Below are 18,226 nucleotides of genomic sequence, written 5' to 3' on the forward strand. Positions count from 1 at the left end.
CGTGCTGCCTGCTTGGATCAGCTCCGGGGGCGGACCCGGACGTCGAGCCAGACCAGGCGGTGGTCGGAGCTGGGGAAGGGGAATGTGCCGGTGAGCCGCGACAGCGGGTCGCTCGCTGAGGGCCGGAAGACGCCGCCGTCGCTGACGGTCAACCCGCGCGAGGGCAAGACGTAGTCGGCGCGGAGGTTGCCCGGTCCCGGTACGTCGGCGAAGTCGGCCGTGTCGTATGCGGGTTCGCTGCGGTGGGCAATGTTGGCGCCGCCCTGCAGAGCGCTGACCTCGGCGGCTCCGCTGCTCGACGGGGTGCCGTTGGCGTTGATCCAGCGGTGGTCCAGGAGCTGCTGGGCGGCGCCGGGGACGCTGTCGCCGTCGTACGGGTCGGAGTTCGTGTCACCGGCAACCACGAACTGCGAGCCGGGGCGCAGCCCACCCCGCCGCCCCTCGTCGTCGTAGATGTAGCGGCCCTGCCGGGGCGCACGTAATCGGCCCGGAACCGGATCTCGTCGAAGTTGCGCCGCCCGTTGCGGTCCTCCGCCCCGTCGAAGACCGGCGGGGTGGGGTGGCTGACCAGGACATGGACGCTCCGGCGTCCGATCTGGATCGGCACGTCCCAGTGGCTCCTCGAGGACAGCGGAAGGGCGGCCAGTTGATGCGGGGAGTAGCCAGTCGGTGCTGTCCGCGGTGCCAGCGGCGCCACGAATCCGATCGTGCTGGCCGGCGACATCCACTCGACCTGGGTGAGCGAGCTTAAGCTCAACTTCGACGATGCGGCCTCGCCCGTGGTCGCCACCGAGTTCGTCGCCACCTCGATCACGTCGGAGTTCCCGCCCGAACTGGTGCCGGTGGTGAAGGCCTCGAACCGGGCGTTCAACCCGTGGGTGCGCTACTTCAACGGCCGCACCCACGGGTGGCTGCGAATGGATGTCGACCGGTCTCGCTGGTTGACCGAGGGGTGTTCGGTCGCGGCCATCGACTCGGCCGACGCTGCCGCGTCGACGACAGCGCGGTGGGTTGTCGAGGCGGGCCGACAGGGGGCTGTACCGGCCTGAACCAGCCCGCGACGCCGCCACCGACTGACTCTAATCGGCATGACCGCGCGGATCGCGGCCAGATCCGCGCACGGCATTGGATCTACGCTTACGGCCGTGGATGGCCGCTTCTATCGCTACCGCTGGGACGAATCGCGCGGTGACGAGTTCGACGCATGGGGGCACTGGTCTGGTACTTCGAGGTCGATGACGACGGTTGGCCGGTCCGGCAGATCGAGGTTTACGACGCTGGGCCGGTCATCCGCTACGGGCCCGGACACGATGAAGACCAGTACGGCAGCCTCGGGTCAGCAACCAATACCCGGCCATCGCCGAGCGGTGATGGTCAAGCCGAGACGCGATCGCGTCAATCAGCCGTTGGGGCGCGACTCAATCGCCTGCAGCGACCAATTGTTCCCGTCGGGATCGCGGAAGTAGACGAAGCTGCCCCACGGCTGCACCTCGACCTCGCTTGCATCGACGCCGGCGTCGAGCAACTGCCTGCGCGCCGCCGCGGCGTCGGCGACCACGACCTGGATCTCCTGCGTGCCGGGCGTCTTGTCGGTGATGCCGTCGCCAATCACGATGGAGCAAGCCGAGCCGGGCGGTGTCAACTGAACGAACCGCAAACCTTCGTGCACCCTGTGGTCGTGGTCGGCGTTGAAGCCCACCTTCTGATAGAACGCCTTGGCCCGGTCGACATCGGTCACCGGAACGGGGATGAGCTCGATCTTCCAGTCCATCGTTCCACCGTAGGACGTGGGTATGACATTTCGGCTCCCTACCGTCTTCCAAGCAGCGTGCGACAGCGAAATCTCGCTCTCTATCCCCGCACGAGCCGGGCATCGGCGTGGTAGCCCGCGGAACGCGGCATGACAACTGTCGAGATAGCACGGGTGGCCGGCCCGACGACCGTGGAGCGTCGACGGTAGGAGGGGCAACGGCTTCCCGCCTCACCCGTCAAAGCCAACCGCCTCCCCCGGCAGAGAGACCCCGGCGGGAAGTCACCGGGCTGTACCGGTTCAGGCGCTCCGACTGTTGGAACAGCCAGGCGCGGCCTGGGGTGGTGCGCCCGCGGCCCGCTCCACATCGGTTGCGGAGCGGGCCGTGCCGCACGTGGGCGGTCTGGCTCAGACGAGCCAAACACAGGTGTTAGGTGCTTGGTTGGCCACGTCTTAGTTCGTTATCTCGGCGGTATTGACGTGACGCAGGTCACTCCGGTTGACTCCGTGCCGGAACCGCTTCCGCAACCGGTTCCGTATCCCGCGTTAACTCATCAGACACACGCGCGGAGGGAGGCGGCGGGTGCCGATCACCATCGCCGACGTGGCCGCGCGGGCCGGGGTCAGCAAGACCACTGTGTCGCGGGTACTCAACGGCAAGGGCGAGCTCGACGAGACCACTGCGGCGCGTGTTCGGCGGGTGATTGACGAGTTGGGCTACGTGCCGAGTGCCCGCGCGGTCGGGTTGGCCCGCGGCCGAACGCAGATCGTCGGCATGCTGGTGCCGTCGCTGACATGGCCGTGGATGGGGGAGGTCGTGCAGGGCGTCGTGGACGTCGTGGAGAGCGCGGGGTACGGGCTGCTGCTGTTCACCTGCAACCGGGGTGAGGAGTCGATGCGGCAGTTCGCCTCCCAGGTGTCCGCGAAGTCGTTCGACGGGCTGCTCGTGATCGAGCCCGAGGGCACCCTCGACTACATCGCCGACCTGCACCGCGGTGGCCTGCCGGTGGTCCTCATCGACGACCGCGGCCACCAGCGGCCCTTTCCGTCAGTCGCCACCACCAACCGCAGCGGTGGCGAATCCGCCGCCCGCCACTTACTCGAGCTCGGCCGGTGTCGGCCGCTCGTCATCACCGGCATCGAGGCTTTCGGCTGCACCCAGGAGCGGCTGGCGGGGTTCGCCGAGACGTACGCCGACGCGGGCCTGCCGCTGGACCCGCAGCTCGTGGTCGAGGGCGACTTCACCTACGACTCGGGTCGGGACGCGGTCAACGGGCGATTCAAGGCCGGCATCGAGTTCGACGCCGTCTTCGCTCACAACGACCTGTCCGCTGGCGGCGCCCTGCAGGCGATCCGCGAGGCGGGTCGCACGGTGCCGGACGATGTCGCGGTTGTCGGCTTCGACGACGTCCCGTACGCGGCACACACCGAGCCGCCACTGACCACAGTGCACCAACCGATGCGCGAGATGGGAGAAGCCGCGGCCCGGATGCTCATGTCGTACTTCGAGGGCGTGCCGCTGCCCGACGCTCCCACCGTCATCCCCACCACCCTGATCACCCGCACCTCGACGGTCGCGGCCCTCGCCGCGACGCACCTCGCCTAACCCCCACGCCGCCCAAGGGCGGCCTTGCCAACGCAAGTAAGAGAGCGCTCTACCGAATGGTCGGGTCCGCCCAACCGCCCCGACCGCTCCCAGATTTCCCACCGCCACCATGACAATGGGAGGAATACATGCGCGTGAGACGTACGCTCGCGCTCGCCCTCGCGAGCGTGACCGCGATCGGACTGCTCGCCGCCTGTGGCGACAGCCCGAACGCCAACAAGAACAAGCCTCAGACGGCCACCGTGCTGAACGTCGGCATGCCGAACGGACCGCAGACCGAGAACCACAACCCGTTCCTCACCACGTCGGCTGCTAGGTCGCTGGGCTACGCCTACCAGATCTACGAGCCGCTGATGATGTGGAACCCGGTCAAGCCGGCCGACCCGATGAAGCCGTGGCTCGCCACCAACGCCGAGTGGGCGCCCGACTACACGTCGGTCAAGGTCACCATCCGCGACGGCGTCAAGTGGTCCGACGACAAGCCGCTCACGGCCGAGGACGTCGCGTACACCTACAACCTGGTCAAGGACAACGACGCCCTGAACGACCAGGGCACGCCGTACAAGGAGGTGAGCGTGAGCGGCAACGTCGTCACGCTGACCTTCGACAGCCCCCAGTTCGTCAACCAGCCGAAGGTGCTGTTCCGTGTCCCGATCGTGCCCAAGCACATCTGGGAGAAGATCAGCGACCCGAAGACCGACATCAACAAGAACCCGGTCGGCAGCGGCCCGTACACGTTGAAGTCCTTCACGCCGCAGACCACCACCCTGTCGGTGCGTACCGGCGGCTACTGGCAGGACCTGCCGCAGGTGAAGGAGCTGCGCTACACGTCCTACACGGACAACAACGCGCAGACGACCGCGCTGGCCAACGGCGAGTCGGAGTGGAGCTTCGTCTTCATCCCGAACTACAAGACGGTCTTCGTCGACAAGGACCCGGCCAGCCACAAGGTGTGGGCGCCGGCGGTCCTCGGTATCCACGGCCTCTACATCAACACCACCAAGAAGCCGTTCGACAACGCCGCCCTGCGCAAGGCCATGAACATGGTCATCAACCGCGAGGACATCTTCGTCCAGGCCGAGGCGGGGTACTTCCACCCGCAGGTGAAGAGCGTCACGGGTCTGCCGAGCCCGGCCGGCGACTCCTTCATCGCCGAGGAGTTCAAGGGCAAGGAGCACGCGGTCGACGTCGAGGGCGCCAAGAAGCTGCTCACCGACGCCGGCTTCAAGCTCGAGGGCACCACGCTCAAGGACCCGACCGGCAAGCCGGTCAAGCTGACCCTGACCGACCCCGCCGGATGGTCCGACTACCAGACCAGCCTCGAGATCGTGAAGGACAACCTGTCCAAGATCGGCATCGCGGCGACCGTCGACAAGGCCAATCAGGACGCCTGGTTCAAGAACGTCGAGGCGGGCAACTTCGACGCGACCTTCCGGTGGACCGAGGGCGGCGCCACGCCGTACGACATCTACCGGACCGTCATGGACGGTGCGCAGCTGAAGCCGATCGGCACCGCCTCCCCGGCGGGCAACTTCGGCCGCTTCAACAACCCGGAGGCCACCGCGGCGCTGCGGGCGTACGCGGCCGCGACGAGCGACGCCGACCGCACCACGGCGATGGCCACGCTGCAGCGGATCTTCGTCGACCAGATGCCGATGATCCCAGTCGGCGCGGACCAGGTCGGCGGCGCGTACAGCACGAAGAACTGGGTCGGTTGGCCCGACGATGCGAACCCGTACGGCGCGATGCAGCCCACCCAGCCCAACGCGGTGGACGTGGTCCTGCACCTCAAGCCGGCCGGTAGCTGATCAGCAACACCGCCTCCCCCGGGTGGCCACCGGCCACCCGGGGGAGCGGCACCCGTCTCCACAGTGGCATCACGTCGCCTCGGTGACATGGACACCCCCAGACAGGAACTCGGCATGACGGTGAGCGAAAGCGCGGCGGCGCCGGGCAGCGAGGTGGTGCTGGAGGCCGTCGGCCTGACCAAGCACTTCTCCGTCCGTCGGCGGTTACGCGACCTCTTCTCCCGGACGCGGGCCAGCGTCCACGCGGTCGACGACGTATCGTTCGAGCTGCGCCGCGGTCGGGTGACGGCGCTGGTCGGCGAGTCCGGCTCCGGCAAGACGACGGTCGCCCGACTCCTGGCCCAGCTGTACCCCCGCACCGGCGGCGACATCCTGTTGCACGGCGTATCGACGTCGGTCCGCGGCGGCCGCCGCTTCCGCGCCTACGTCCGACGCGTGCAGTTGATCTTCCAGGACCCGTTCGCGTCGCTGAACCCGGTGCACACGGTGCGGTATCACCTCACCCGGGCGCTGCGCATCCACGGCAACGCCGGCCGCACTTCCGAAGACCTCGAGCGGACCCTCGCCGAGCTGCTCACGCGGGTCAGTCTCACGCCACCCGAGCGGTACGTGGACAAGTTCCCGCACGAACTCTCCGGCGGGCAGCGGCAGCGCATCGCGATCGCCCGAGCGCTGGGCGCCAACCCTGAGGTGCTCCTCGCCGACGAGCCGGTCTCCATGCTCGACGTCTCCATCCGGCTGGGCATCCTCAACCTGCTGCGGGACCTCAAGGATCGACTGAACCTAGCCATCCTCTACATCACGCACGACATCGCCTCCGCCCGGTACTTCGCCGACGAGACACTGGTGATGTACGCCGGCCGCATGGTCGAGGGCGGTGACAGCGAGACCGTCACCCAGAGCCCAGCCCACCCGTACACCCAGCTGCTCATCGAGTCCGCCCCGGACCCGGACCGCATCGCCGGAATCGCCGCCACCACCGCACAGGACCGCGGAAACGGGGAGCCACCAAGCCTGATCCGGCCGCCGGCCGGCTGCCGGTTCCACCCTCGTTGCCCGCACGCGATGCCGCGCTGCACCACCGACCTGCCGCCGCGGCTTCCAGTCGATGACCAGCCCGGCCACTGGGCGGCGTGCTGGCTCTACGACCCGGCCACTGTCGCCGCCGAGGTACCCGGATCGGTGGCCGGCGATCCGACGCTCCCGACCCCACCGGCCCTCACCCTTTCGGAGGAGGCACGATGACGTTCCTGCTGCGGCGCATCGCCTTCTACCTGTTCACGGCGTGGGCGGCCATCACGCTCAACTTCTTCATTCCCCGGATGATCCCGGGCGACCCGATCAGCTCGCTCCTGTCGAGGTACCAGGGGCGGCTCAGCACCGACGCGATCCAGTCGTTGCGCGTGCTCTTCGGGCTCGACAAGAACCAGAGCCTGTTCGAGCAGTACATCGACTACTGGATCCAGCTGTTCCACGGCAATCTCGGCGTGTCGTTCACGTTCTTCCCGTCACCGGTGTCGGAGGTCATCGGCAACAGCCTGCCGTGGACGCTCGGCCTGGTCGGCATCACCACGATCATCAGCTTCCTGCTCGGCACCGCGCTCGGCGTGGTGGCCGGCTGGCGGCGCGGCTCGTGGATCGACGGCCTAATGCCGGCCACGACGTTCCTCTCCTCGATCCCATACTTCTGGCTGGGTCTGGTCGCGATCGCGCTGCTGGCCGGCCCAGGAAGCTTCTTCCCGTCGTCCGGTGGCTATGAGCCGGGCCTGGTGCCCGCGTTCGACCAGTACTTCATCCCCAGCGCCGTGCAACACAGCCTGCTGCCCGCGGCAACGATCTTGATCTCGTCGATGAGCGGCTGGGTTCTCGGGATGCGCAACATGATGGTGACCGTCTCGGCGGAGGACTACATCACCGTCGCCCACGCGAAGGGCCTGTCGGAGCGGCGGGTGGCGCTGAGCTACGCAGCGCGCAACGCCCTGCTGCCGAACGTCTCGGGCTTCGCGCTGGCGTTGGGGTTCATCGTCGGCGGCACGCTTCTGGTGGAGATCGTCTTCTCCTACCCGGGCCTCGGCTACCAGCTGTTCCAGGCGGTAGGCGCCAAGGACTATCCGCTGATGCAGGGCATCTTCCTGATCATCACGATCGCCGTCCTGGTGGCCAACCTGCTCGCCGACGTCGCCTACCTGCTGCTCGACCCCCGCACCCGAAAGAGTGGCTGACCGATGACCATCTCGTCCTCCAGCATTGAACAGGTCATCCCGGGCCAAGGGTCCATGGCCCAGCCGGCCCTCGAGCCGACCAAGAGCAAGCGAGAGCGGTTGCGCTTCGTCTCGAACGCCAAGGTGGCCACCGGGCTGGGCATCCTCGCCGTCTACGTCCTCTTCGCGATCATCGGGCCGTGGGTCGCGCCATACGACCCGGACGCGCGCAGCTCGGACCTGGTCCAGCCGCCGTCCGCCGAGCACTGGTTCGGCACGACCCATCTCGGGCAGGACATCTTCAGCCAGATCCTGGTGGGCACGCGCGGCGTGGTCGTCGTCGGTCTGATCGCCGGGGTGGTGGCGACCGTGTTGTCCGTCCTGATCGGGGTGACGTCCGGATACCTCGGTGGCGCCGCCGACGAGGGCCTCTCCGCGGTCTCCAACGTGTTCCTGGTGATCCCGGCCCTGCCGCTGATCATCATCGTGACGTCCACCATCAGCAACGCCGGTGACCTGATCGTCGCGCTCGTGATCGGGTTGACGTCGTGGGCGTGGGGCGCCCGCGTGCTGCGCGCACAGACCCTGTCGCTGCGCCGCCGCGATTACGTGGAGGCGGCGCGGGCCAGCGGTGAGAAGACCTGGCGCATCATCGGCTTCGAGATCCTGCCCAACCTCACCGCGATCATTGCGTCCGGCTTCGTCGGTACCGTCATCTTCGCCGTCATGTCGGAGATCACGCTGGCCTTCATCGGCATCTCGTCGATCTCGACGTGGAACTGGGGCACGATCCTGTTCTGGGCGCAGGGCCAGCAGGCCCTCGCGCAGGGCGCCTGGTGGTGGTTCGTTCCCGCCGGGCTGGCCATCGCGCTGCTCGGCACCGCGCTGTCGCTGGTGAACTTCGGCATCGACGAGTTCGTCAGCCCGCGCCTGCGCAGCAGCGGCAAGACCCGGATCAAGAACGCGGCCGGGCACACCGTGCGGATGCGGGTCGGCTTCACCCCGGTCCTGGATCCGCCGCGACCGGGCCCGCCGGGGAACGTTCCGGCCGGCGCTGTCGTGGTGAGCAACACCGACGGGAAGGGTGCCGGGCGATGAAGCGACCCGTCCTGGAGATCCGGGACCTCAACGTCGACTACGGGCTGGGCGACGACGCCGTGCACGCGGTCCGGAACGTGAACCTCACCCTGCACCGCGGTGAGGTGCTCGGGCTGGCGGGGGAGAGCGGCAGCGGCAAGTCCACCCTCGCCTATGGGATCACCCGGCTACTGCCCCCGCCCGGTGTGGTCAGCGGCGGATCGGTGCTCTACCACCCGTCCGGCGGCGAGCCGATCGATATCATGGCGCTCACTCCGGCCGAGCTGCGGCGTTTCCGCTGGGCGGAGACGTCCATCGTGTTCCAGGGCGCGATGAACTCGCTCAACCCGGTGCACAAGGTGTCCACCCAGCTGCTCGACGTGATCAAGACGCACGAGCCGACGATGAGCAGATCGGCCCGGTTGGAGCGCGCCCGCACCCTGCTGAAGATGGTCGGCATCTCGGCCGACCGGATGGACAGCTATCCGCATCAGCTCTCCGGCGGCATGCGCCAACGCGTCATGATCGGCATGGCGCTCGCCCTCGAGCCGCAGATCGTCATCATGGACGAGCCCACCACGGCGCTCGACGTCGTGATGCAGCGGCAGATCCTCCGCCAGTTGGTCGAGCTGCGCGAGCGGCTGGGCTTCTCGGTCCTGTTCATCACGCACGACCTGTCGCTGCTGGTGGAGTTCTCCGACCGCATCGCCATCATGTACGGCGGCCGGATCGTGGAGGAAGCGCCCGCCGCCGCCCTCTACCGCGACCCGCTGCACCCGTACAGCGATGGCCTCTTGCACTCCTTCCCCGCGCTGCGCGGCCCGCGCCGCGAGCTGACCGGCATCGCCGGCTCTCCGCCGGACCTGCGCGCGATGCCGACCGGCTGCGCCTTCCACCCGCGCTGCCCGAAGGCGTTCGACCCGTGCGCCGGGGAATTGCCGGTGCTCGGCGCGCCGCCGGTGCCGGACGGGCGGACCCGGACCGTGGCCTGCTGGCTGCACCCGACGAAGGACACCGCCCCCCTGATACCGGCACCTCGCAAATGAGGAGAAGCATGACCACAACCAGTCCCCTGACCAGCGCGCAGTCCGACCTCATCGCCGGCCTGCCACCGAACTTCCGGTGGGGCGTCGCGACGTCCGCGTACCAGATCGAGGGCGCGGTGCACGAGGACGGCCGAACCGCGTCGATCTGGGACACCTTCTGTCGGGTGCCGGGCGCCGTCGCCAACGGTGAGACCGGTGACGTGGCCTGTGACCACTACCACCGCATGCCGCAGGACGTCGCGCTCATCCAGGACCTCGGGGTGGACACGTACCGCTTCTCGGTGGCGTGGCCACGGGTGCAGCCCGGCGGCCGGGGCCCGGCCAACCCCGCCGGCCTGGCGTTCTACGACCGCCTCGTCGACGAACTGCTCGGCCGCGGCGTCGACCCCTGGGTGACGCTGTACCACTGGGACCTACCGCAGGAGTTGGAGGATGCCGGCGGGTGGCCGGCCCGGGACACCGCCTATCGGTTCGCCGACTACGCGATGCTGGTCTTCGACCAGCTCAGCGACCGGGTGCGCTCCTGGACCACCCTCAACGAGCCGTGGTGCTCGGCGATGCTCGGCTACGCGTACGGGGCGCACGCCCCGGGCCGCCGCGACTTCACCGCCGCCATGCACGCGGTGCACCACCTGCTGCTCGGTCACGGCCTGGCCACTCAGCGGATGCGCGCCGCCGCGACCCGCCCGGTCGAGCTCGGCATCACGCTGAACATGGGTACCGCCGTGGCGCAGACGGACAGCGAGCTGGACCGGGCGGCGGCGCGCCGCGCGGACGGTCTGGGCACCCGGATCTACCTGGACCCTCTGCGGTACGGGCGCTACCCCTCCGACGTGCTCACCGACCTCGCCGCGCGCGGGGTCGAGCTCCCGGTGCGCCCGGGAGACCTGGAGATCATCTCGGCGCCCCTCGATCTGCTCGGCGTCAACTACTACAGCAGCCACGTCTTCTCCGGAGTGGACGACAACGGGCGCGCCGAGGACGCGGACGGCAACCCGGTGGAGCGGGCAGTGCCGCGCGGTCTGCCGACCACGGCGATGGACTGGGAGATCTTCCCGCAGGGGCTGACCGACCTGCTGGTCCGGATCAGCCGGGACTACCCCGGCCTGCCGATCGTGATCACGGAGAGCGGGGCGGCGTTCGACGACCGGCCGGACGAGACCGGGTTCGTGCGCGACGACGACCGGACCGCGTACCTCGCGACGCACATCGCGGCCGTGGCTACGGCCCGGCAGGCCGGCGCGGACGTGCGCGGGTACTTCGCGTGGTCGCTGCTCGACAACTTCGAGTGGGCGTACGGCTACGACAAGCGGTTCGGCATCGTCCGGGTCGACTACGACACGCAGGCGCGCGTCCCCAAGCAGAGCGCGCTCTGGTACGGGGACACCGCGCGGCGGGTGCGCAGCGGCGTGTCCGAGTAGTACGGCGGCCGGTCCGAAGAAAGACATGAAGGAGAAGAGCGTGTTCGACCTCGCCGCCCTGCCGCCGACCTTTGTCTGGGGCGCCGCCACCTCGGCGTACCAGATCGAGGGCGGAGTGACCGCTGACGGCCGTAAACCCTCGATCTGGGACACCTTCTGCCGTGTCCCGGGCGCGATCGACAACGGCGACACCGGCGATCTCGCCTGCGACCACTACCGGCGGTGGCCGGAGGACATCGGCCTGATGCGCCGGCTCGGCCTCGACGCGTACCGATTCTCGGTGGCTTGGCCGCGGGTAATGCCCGACGGCGTCGGCCGGCCCAACCCCGCTGGGATCGCGTTCTACGACCGACTCGTCGATGGCCTGCTCACGGCCGGCATCCGCCCGTTCGCCACGCTGTACCACTGGGACCTGCCCCAGGTGCTACAGGACCGCGGCGGCTGGCCGGCCCGCGACACCGCGCTCGCCTTCGCCGACTACGCCGCCACCGTAGCCGCTGCGCTCGGCGACCGGGTCACCGACTGGATGACCGTCAACGAGCCGCTCTGCTGCGCCTGGATCGGGTACCTGGAGGGCCGGATGGCGCCCGGAGAGCGCGACCTGACCCGCGCGGTGTCCGCCTCGCACCACCTGCTGCTCGGCCACGGGCTGGCCGCCGCCGCGGTGCGCGCCAACGCCACCGCGCCGGCGTCGGTCGGGGCCGTGTGCAATCTCAGCCCAATCGAGCCGGCCAGCCGCAGCGACGCCGACGTCGCCGCCGCCGTACGCGCCGACGGCCACGTCAACCGCTGGTGGCTCGACCCGCTCTTCGGCCGCGGCTACCCGCCCGACATGCTCGACACCTACCGGGTCGCCCCGCCCGTCCACCCCGGCGACCTCGAAGCGATCGCCGCGCCGCTGGACTCCTTCGGCCTCAACTACTACTTCCGGCAGGTCGTCGCCGACGATCCCGGCGGGCCCGCGCCGTACGCCCGCCAGGTGCCCGTGCCCGGCGCCCTCGAGACCACAATGGGTTGGGAGAGCCACCCCGCCGGCCTGACGGAGTTGCTCGTCCGCCTCGCCGAGGATTATGGCGCCACCAGCATCTACGTCACGGAGAACGGCTCGGCGTGGCGGGACGAGGTCGGTCCGGCGGGAGAGGTCGAGGACAAGCGGCGCACCGAGTACCTCGAACTGCACCTGGAGGCGTGCGCGGCCGCCGCCGCCCGGGGAGTCCCGGTCGATGGCTACTTCGCGTGGTCGCTGCTGGACAACTTCGAATGGGCGTACGGCTATGACAAGCGATTCGGCCTCGTGTACGTCGACTACCTCACCCAGCGCCGCACGATCAAGGCTAGCGGACACCGGTACGCGGAGGTGATCCGAGAGCACAGGCAGCGTCGGCAGGCCTGAAGCTGCTGACGACGAGGGATTTCAGGTCCGGCCGGCGTCCGGCACGGCGACCACTCGCACGCCGGAGACCGGACGTCACAGCGCCACAAATAGTTGAGCTAGCCGACGTCGGTCGTGCCGAGACTAGTACGCCTTAGTACAGGATGACCCGCCACCCGGCGGGGTCTACGCCGTGGCCCACGGCCACCGCACGATCTTCGGTCGTCCTCACAAGTCATCGGTGATCAACGCGGTGGCCGTCCTCATGCTCGTGCCACGCCCAACACCCGAAACCAGGTGGCGTCAGGTGCTGGGGTTTGCCGACCCTCAGGCAGGCGAGTGCCAGACGTGTCCACGGCGCTGTGACATAGTGCCCATACCCAGGGGCCAGCGAATCCGACAGCCCCGATACCTACAGTCGGGCCATGGGCACCGACGAGGGCGTGCGGGTCTGGCTCCGCCGGCATGGAGCTGAGCAGATCGCGCATCCCGGTGGCAACCCGTACGCCCACCTGTGTCGAGTCAGCGAACGACTCGCCGTGCTTGGCTGCAGCGGTGAAGTGCAAGCCGCGGGTCTTACCCACGCCGTCGTGCACCTGGTGATGCTTCTGCGCGGGTCCGATCGCAGATCGGCACGGTCCGTTCGTCTCACTGCAGGTCATAGACGAGTACCCGGTCGGGGGTCAGCCGGGCTCCGGCGGCGACCGTGTGCGCGATGAGCTTGCCGCGATGGTCGAGGTGGCACACCGGGACATCGCGGGCGCGGACGAGGAAGTCGGCGATCAGGCGCCGGTGGCATCGCCACCACAGGCTCTCACTGCACATGATCGCGAGACGCGAATTCTGCGCCTCGGCGAGCAGGTGGTCGACTGCTTCGATGAACTCCGGGGTACGCATGTGAGCGGCGTAGCCACGGAAGGCCTCGACCTGCCACCACCGGTCCGGCGAATCGGCCGGCACCCGTCGGCGTCCGCCGAGCCGCTCCTCCCACCGGTAGTCCAGGCCGATCGCCGGCACCCACTGGGCCATCGCGTCGCGGCTGACGTGGGGGTGGGCGCGGCTGCCGGGATAGCGCCGCACGTCGACCAGCCGGGTCACTCCCGCGTCGAGCAGCAGGCCGGTGAGCTCCGCCTGGCTTGCGGTGCCATGGCCGACGGTGAGCAGCGCCTCTGCCACAAGGATCAGAGTGCCCGAATTCCGGCCAGGCGGCGACCCGGTCCAGGAGGATTGTCGACGTGACAAGCGACAGTCCGCACCGATGGTCCGACCGGACCGCCTGGGTCGGCCGGTTCAACGCCCCGCTGCGCTCGTTCCTGCGCACCGAGACCGGCGGCGCACGGGTGGTGCTGGTCGCCGCGGTGGTGGCGCTCCTCTGGGCCAACGTGCACATGTCGTCGTACGAGTCGCTCTGGACCACGTCCTTCACCGTCCAGCTCGGCGACTGGCCCGTGTCACACGACCTGCGTACCTGGGTCAACAGCGGCCTCATGACGCTCTTCTTCCTGGTCGCCGGGCTGGAGCTGCGCCGCGAGTTCGACATCGGAGAGCTGCGGGAGCGGCGGCGGCTGGCGTTGCCGATGCTGGCGGGGCTCGGCGGCATGCTCCTGCCGATCCTGATCTACCTCGTGATCAACGCCGGGCACACCACCGCCGCGGGCTGGGGCGCGGTGATGGCCACGGACACGGCGCTCGCGCTCGGCGCGCTGGCCGTCTTCGGGCCGCGCTTCTCCGATCGGCTACGGGGTTTCCTGTTGACCGTCTCCGTCATCGACGACCTGGTCGCGATCGCGGTGCTGGCGATCGCCTATCCGGAGCATCCTTCGTCGACGGCGCTGGTCGTCGCGGCGGGGATCTTCGCCCTCGTGCTGCTCGTCCGGGCTGGCGGCGTGCGGTTCGGGCCGGTCTACGCGCTGCTGGGGGTGGCGGCCTGGGTCGCGGTGTCGGAGTCCGGTGTCGACCCGGTCGTGGTGGGCCTGGTGATGGGGCTGCTCAGTTACGCCCACGCTCCCGGTCGCACCGAACTGCAGCGGGCGAGCGACCAGTTCCGCCTCTTCCGGGAACAGCCCACCCCGCAGCTCGCCCGTTCCGCCCGCGCCGGGCTCACCTCGGCGCTGTCGCCGAACGAGCGGTTGCAGAACATCTATCATCCCTGGGCCAGCTACGTGATCGTGCCGCTCTTCGCGCTGGCGAACGTCGGGATCGTGATCGACGGCGAGCTGCTGTCCCGGGCCGTGACCTCGACGGTCACGCTCGGCGTCGTGGCGGCGTACGTCATCGGCAAGCCGGCCGGCATCGTGGCCACCTCGTGGTTGGTGGCGCGGCTGAGCGGCAACCGCTTCCGACCACCGGTCGGCTGGCTCGCCGTCGCCGGGGTCGGCACGGTCTCCGGCATCGGGTTCACCGTGGCCCTGCTGATCGCCACCCACGCGCTGCACGGCCCCGCCCTGGAGGAGGCGAAACTCGGCATCCTCGTCGCGACGATTGGTGCGTCCGTCATCACCTGGCTGGTGTTCCGCGCCGCTGCCCGGCTCTCACCGGTGCGGCGTGCCCGCGCGCTGTTGGGCGTCGCCGAGGGCATCGTCGACCTCATGCTTCCGGTCGATCCGGAGCGCGACCACATGCGCGGGCCGCGCGAGGCGCCGGTGACGGTCGTGGAGTACGGCGACTTCGAGTGCCCCTACTGCGGGCAGGCCGAGCCGGTGGTCCGAGAACTGCTGGCCGACTTCGCCAACATCCGCTACGTCTGGCGGCACCTGCCGCTCACCGACGTCCACCCGCACGCCCAGCTCGCCGCCGAGGCTGCCGAGGCGGCGAGCGCGCAGAGCGCCTTCTGGGAGATGCACGACCTGCTCCTCGCGCATCAGGACGCGCTCAATCCCACCGATCTGCTCGGTTACGCCGAACGGCTCGGCCTGGACCTCGACCGGTTCCGGGAGCACATGGTCGAGCGCGAGGCCGTCGACCGGATCGCCGAGGACGTCGACTCGGCCGACCTCAGCGGCGTCACCGGAACCCCCACCTTCTTCATCAACGGCCGGCGCCACCACGGCGCGTACGACATCACCGCGCTCTCGGCGGCGGTGAAGGCGGCGTTCGCCAGCGCGAAGCTGCGCCCCGAGTACCGTCGGGACCCCGGGCGCGGTGGTGAGGGCGGGCCGGCGAGCTGAGCCCCGGCGGCCTTCGCCGCCAGCGGACCGCGAGCACGCGTTGTCGTCAGCCGGCCACGTGGTCGACGAGGGCCGCCGTCACCTCCCGGGTGTCGGCGGTGCCACCGAGATCGCGGGTACGCGTGGACGCCTCGCGTAGCGTCGCCTCCATGGCCGCCAGGACGTCCTGCGCGGCCGCCGGATGACCCAGGTGGTCGAGCATCATCGCCGCCGACCACACCGCGCCGACGGGGTTGGCCACCCCCTTGCCGGCGATGTCCGGCGCCGACCCGTGTACCGGCTCGAACATCGACGGGTAGCTGCGGGTCGGGTCGAGGTTGCCGGAGGGGGCGATGCCGATCGAGCCGGCCACCGCAGCGGCGAGGTCGCTGAGGATGTCACCGAAGAGGTTGGACGCCACCACCACGTCGAAGCTGCCCGGTTGGAGTACGAACTTCGCGGCCAGGGCGTCGATGTGCTCGCTGCGCCACCGCACATCGGGGAAGGCCGCCGCCCGTTCGGTCACCACCTCGTCCCAGAACGGCATGGTGTGCACGATGCCGTTCGACTTCGTGGCGGAGGTGACGTGGCGGCGGCGGGTGCGCGCGAGTTCGAAGGCGTAGTCGGCGATCCGGCTCACCCCGACCCGGGTGAACACCGACTCCTGCACGGCCATCTCCTCGGGGTGGCCGCGGCTGAGCCGGCCGCCGATCTCGCTGTACTCGCCCTCCACGTTCTCCCGTACGACGACGAAGTCCACCTCGCCGGCCCGGGCGCCCCGCACCGGGCTGTCGACGCCCTCGAACACCCGTACCGGTCGCAGGTTGACGTACTGCCGGAACGCCCGCCGGATCGGGATCAGCAGGCCCCACAGCGAGACGTGGTCGGGCACGCCGGGCGCGCCGACCGCGCCGAGCAGGATCGCGTCGTACGGTCGCAGCACGTCCAGCCCGTCCGCCGGCATCATCGCGCCCGCGCGCAGGTAGCGCTCGCACGACCAGTCGTACTCGTCGTAGCTGAGCTCGATGCCGTGCCGGCGGCAGACGGCGTCGAGAACGGTGCGCGCGGCGGCGGTGACCTCGGTGCCGATGCCGTCGCCGGGGATGACGGCGATCCGCTGGCTCATCGGCCGACCCCGGTGACGGCGAGCATCAGCGGCAGGAGGAGCAGGATGACGATCGCCCCGATGACGTCGAACGAGGCGCCGGAGCGGATCATCCGGGTGATCGGTACGGTGCCGGAGCCGTAGACCACCGCGTTCTGCGGCGTCGACACGGGCAGCATGAAGCCGAAGGACGCCGCGAAGGTGGCCGCGAGGGCGGGCACGAACGGATCCACTCCGGCGGCCACGGCGACCGGGATGACGATCGGCACGACGACCGCGGCGGAGGCGGTGTTGCTGGTCGTCTCGGAGATGATGATCGCCAGCACCACGGCGAAGGCGGTGATCGCGAAGACGTTGGTCAGGCCGAGCCAGTCGGAGCTGGCGTCGCCGATGGTCTGGGCCAGGCCGGTGTCGTCGAGCAGCGCCCCGAAGATGATGCCGGTGCCGAACAGCAGGATGGTGCCCCAGTCGATGCGGGCGGCGTCGCTCCAGTTGAGCGTGTACTCCCGGTTGCGCCAGTCGGTCGGCAGCAGGAAGAGCAGGGACGCGCCGAGCACGGCGACGATGCCCTCGTTGAGCCGGCCGCTGACCGTCTCGTAGACGCTGGACTCGGTGCCCGCGATCAGCGCGACGATGCCCGGGAAGATCCACAGTGTCACCGTCACCCCGAAGGCGATGAGGGTGTTCTTCTCGGCCCGGGACAGCTTGCCCAGCCGGGCCCGCTCGGCGGCGACGTACTCTTCCACGCCCTCGATCCGGCGGATCTCCGGCTTGTTGAGCAGCAGCAGGATGGTGGCCAGGGCCAGGAACATCACCAGGCAGATCGGGAACGCGGTGGCCATCCAACCGGCGAACGAGATCCGCTCCCCGGTGGCCTCCTCGATGAGGGCGCGGCCGATCAGGTTCGGCGGCGTGCCCACGGGTGTGAGCAGACCGCCGACGCTGGCGCCGTACGCGAGCATCAGCATCAGCGCGAAGCCGACCCGCAACCGGGTCGGGTCCCAGCCCGGCTTGGTCAGGCCGCGGCTCTGCAACAGCTTGGCGATGACCGCGAGGATGCCCAGGGCGGTGGGCAGCAGCATCGCCACCGTCGCGGTGTTGGACACGAACGCGGACAGCAGGGCCGTGATCACACCGAAGGCGATGATCACCCGGCCGGTGGTCTTGCCCACCCCGGGCAGCGACAGGATGCGGAACGCGAATCGTTGCGCCAGACCGTGTTTGAGCATGGCCTGGGCGAGGATGAAGGCGCCGATGAAGGTGAACACGGTCGACGAGCCGAACGGCTGCAGGACGTCACCGGCCGGGGCGACCCCCATCAGCACGATCACGCCAACTCCGATGAGACCGCCGACCGGGATCGGCACCGCCTCGGTGATCCAGAGGGCGATCACGCCGATCAGGATCCCGGCCAGGGTCTGCTGGCTGGGTGGCATGTCGAGCGGCAGGGCGAGGAAGATCAGCGCCAGCGCCGGTGCGAGGATCAGACCGACCGTGCGGCGCCGCTTCTCGAACCGCTCCTCGGCCTCGGAAAGCCGCTGTTCGGCGAGGCCACGGTAGGTGGCACCGCCGAGCAGCGCCTCGTCGACGTCGACCCGGGCCGGTGCGTCCGACCGCTCGTCGCCTCGTTGTCCGGGTACGGTCGCTCGCGAATCGCGTCCATCTGCGTCGATGTCTGCCATCTGTCGATGGTC

At 69.5% G+C, this 18,226-nt stretch carries 15 protein-coding genes and 1 pseudogene; 11 read left to right on the forward strand and 5 right to left on the reverse strand.

Going from position 1 to position 18,226, the window contains the following annotated elements:
* Positions 1 to 17: 17 nt before the first annotated feature.
* Positions 18 to 728, reverse strand: a complete 711-nt coding sequence (locus ACIP9D_RS21530; protein ID WP_350873820.1) for an endonuclease/exonuclease/phosphatase family protein — start codon at positions 726 to 728, stop codon at positions 18 to 20.
* Between ACIP9D_RS21530 and ACIP9D_RS21535 the strand changes: the two are divergent.
* Positions 702 to 1,049: pseudogene (locus tag ACIP9D_RS21535) on the forward strand (alkaline phosphatase D family protein); the annotation flags it as partial. The gene ACIP9D_RS21530 and the pseudogene ACIP9D_RS21535 sit on opposite strands and share 27 nt — an antisense overlap.
* Positions 1,050 to 1,399: 350 nt before the next feature.
* Here ACIP9D_RS21535 and ACIP9D_RS21540 read toward each other — a convergent pair.
* Entirely contained in the window at positions 1,400 to 1,771 is a 372-nt protein-coding gene (locus ACIP9D_RS21540; RefSeq protein WP_350873821.1) for a VOC family protein, read from the reverse strand.
* Between the two features lie 562 nt (positions 1,772 to 2,333).
* Between ACIP9D_RS21540 and ACIP9D_RS21545 the strand changes: the two genes are divergently transcribed.
* The 9 genes from ACIP9D_RS21545 (at position 2,334) to ACIP9D_RS21585 (ending at position 13,000) form a co-directional block, all read left to right on the forward strand.
* Entirely contained in the window at positions 2,334 to 3,356 is a 1,023-nt protein-coding gene (locus ACIP9D_RS21545) for a LacI family DNA-binding transcriptional regulator (RefSeq protein WP_350873822.1), read from the forward strand.
* A 128-nt stretch (positions 3,357 to 3,484) separates the two neighbouring features.
* On the forward strand, positions 3,485 to 5,164 hold the full coding sequence (locus ACIP9D_RS21550; protein ID WP_350873823.1) for an ABC transporter substrate-binding protein: 1,680 nt from the start codon (positions 3,485 to 3,487) through the stop codon (positions 5,162 to 5,164).
* Positions 5,165 to 5,278: 114 nt separating this feature from the next.
* Complete coding sequence (locus ACIP9D_RS21555; RefSeq protein WP_350873931.1) at positions 5,279 to 6,409, forward strand: ABC transporter ATP-binding protein; 1,131 nt, start codon at positions 5,279 to 5,281, stop codon at positions 6,407 to 6,409.
* Complete coding sequence (locus ACIP9D_RS21560) at positions 6,406 to 7,386, forward strand: ABC transporter permease (protein ID WP_350873824.1); 981 nt, start codon at positions 6,406 to 6,408, stop codon at positions 7,384 to 7,386. The genes ACIP9D_RS21555 and ACIP9D_RS21560 overlap by 4 nt, the downstream gene beginning before the upstream one ends.
* 3 nt (positions 7,387 to 7,389) lie before the next feature.
* On the forward strand, positions 7,390 to 8,463 hold the full coding sequence (locus ACIP9D_RS21565) for an ABC transporter permease (protein WP_350873825.1): 1,074 nt from the start codon (positions 7,390 to 7,392) through the stop codon (positions 8,461 to 8,463).
* Positions 8,460 to 9,488, forward strand: a complete 1,029-nt coding sequence (locus tag ACIP9D_RS21570) for an ABC transporter ATP-binding protein (RefSeq protein WP_350873826.1) — start codon at positions 8,460 to 8,462, stop codon at positions 9,486 to 9,488. The genes ACIP9D_RS21565 and ACIP9D_RS21570 overlap by 4 nt, the downstream gene beginning before the upstream one ends.
* An 8-nt stretch (positions 9,489 to 9,496) precedes the next feature.
* Positions 9,497 to 10,909: a GH1 family beta-glucosidase gene (locus tag ACIP9D_RS21575; protein ID WP_350873827.1), complete on the forward strand. Its 1,413-nt coding sequence runs from the start codon at positions 9,497 to 9,499 to the stop codon at positions 10,907 to 10,909.
* A 25-nt stretch (positions 10,910 to 10,934) separates the two neighbouring features.
* Positions 10,935 to 12,302 carry a GH1 family beta-glucosidase gene (locus ACIP9D_RS21580; protein ID WP_350873828.1) on the forward strand — a complete coding sequence of 456 codons (1,368 nt, stop codon included), beginning with the start codon at positions 10,935 to 10,937 and terminating at the stop codon, positions 12,300 to 12,302.
* 404 nt (positions 12,303 to 12,706) lie between these two features.
* Entirely contained in the window at positions 12,707 to 13,000 is a 294-nt protein-coding gene (locus tag ACIP9D_RS21585; protein WP_350873829.1) for a DUF6817 domain-containing protein, read from the forward strand.
* Here ACIP9D_RS21585 and ACIP9D_RS21590 read toward each other — a convergent pair.
* The gene (locus ACIP9D_RS21590; protein WP_350873830.1) at positions 12,930 to 13,457 is read right to left on the reverse strand and encodes a DUF488 domain-containing protein; all 528 of its coding nucleotides are present in this window, start codon (positions 13,455 to 13,457) and stop codon (positions 12,930 to 12,932) included. The two genes, ACIP9D_RS21585 and ACIP9D_RS21590, sit on opposite strands and share 71 nt — an antisense overlap.
* 59 nt (positions 13,458 to 13,516) lie before the next feature.
* Here ACIP9D_RS21590 and nhaA point away from each other — a divergent pair, with 59 nt between their 5' ends.
* Positions 13,517 to 15,448, forward strand: coding sequence for a Na+/H+ antiporter NhaA (gene nhaA, locus ACIP9D_RS21595; RefSeq protein WP_350873831.1), 1,932 nt, complete (start codon positions 13,517 to 13,519; stop codon positions 15,446 to 15,448).
* Between the two features lie 46 nt (positions 15,449 to 15,494).
* On the opposite strand, the gene ACIP9D_RS21600 is transcribed toward nhaA, so the two are convergent.
* On the reverse strand, positions 15,495 to 16,553 hold the full coding sequence (locus ACIP9D_RS21600) for a tartrate dehydrogenase (protein ID WP_350873832.1): 1,059 nt from the start codon (positions 16,551 to 16,553) through the stop codon (positions 15,495 to 15,497).
* The gene (locus tag ACIP9D_RS21605; protein WP_350873833.1) at positions 16,550 to 18,214 is read right to left on the reverse strand and encodes a DASS family sodium-coupled anion symporter; all 1,665 of its coding nucleotides are present in this window, start codon (positions 18,212 to 18,214) and stop codon (positions 16,550 to 16,552) included. The genes ACIP9D_RS21600 and ACIP9D_RS21605 overlap by 4 nt, the downstream gene beginning before the upstream one ends.
* Positions 18,215 to 18,226: the final 12 nt, after the last annotated feature.

This window comes from Micromonospora sp. NPDC093243 (genome assembly GCF_044753725.1).
GTDB lineage: Bacteria > Actinomycetota > Actinomycetes > Mycobacteriales > Micromonosporaceae > Micromonospora.

Coding starts and splice junctions, on each gene's coding strand:
- ACIP9D_RS21605 (WP_350873833.1), bottom strand. CDS start 18,214: ATGGCAGACATCGACGCAGATGGACGCGATTCGCGAGCGACCGTACCC.
- ACIP9D_RS21540 (WP_350873821.1), bottom strand. CDS start 1,771: ATGGACTGGAAGATCGAGCTCATCCCCGTTCCGGTGACCGATGTCGAC.
- ACIP9D_RS21555 (WP_350873931.1), top strand. CDS start 5,279: ATGACGGTGAGCGAAAGCGCGGCGGCGCCGGGCAGCGAGGTGGTGCTG.
- ACIP9D_RS21560 (WP_350873824.1), top strand. CDS start 6,406: ATGACGTTCCTGCTGCGGCGCATCGCCTTCTACCTGTTCACGGCGTGG.
- ACIP9D_RS21585 (WP_350873829.1), top strand. CDS start 12,707: ATGGGCACCGACGAGGGCGTGCGGGTCTGGCTCCGCCGGCATGGAGCT.
- ACIP9D_RS21580 (WP_350873828.1), top strand. CDS start 10,935: ATGAAGGAGAAGAGCGTGTTCGACCTCGCCGCCCTGCCGCCGACCTTT.
- ACIP9D_RS21565 (WP_350873825.1), top strand. CDS start 7,390: ATGACCATCTCGTCCTCCAGCATTGAACAGGTCATCCCGGGCCAAGGG.
- ACIP9D_RS21600 (WP_350873832.1), bottom strand. CDS start 16,553: ATGAGCCAGCGGATCGCCGTCATCCCCGGCGACGGCATCGGCACCGAG.
- ACIP9D_RS21570 (WP_350873826.1), top strand. CDS start 8,460: ATGAAGCGACCCGTCCTGGAGATCCGGGACCTCAACGTCGACTACGGG.
- ACIP9D_RS21575 (WP_350873827.1), top strand. CDS start 9,497: ATGACCACAACCAGTCCCCTGACCAGCGCGCAGTCCGACCTCATCGCC.
- ACIP9D_RS21550 (WP_350873823.1), top strand. CDS start 3,485: ATGCGCGTGAGACGTACGCTCGCGCTCGCCCTCGCGAGCGTGACCGCG.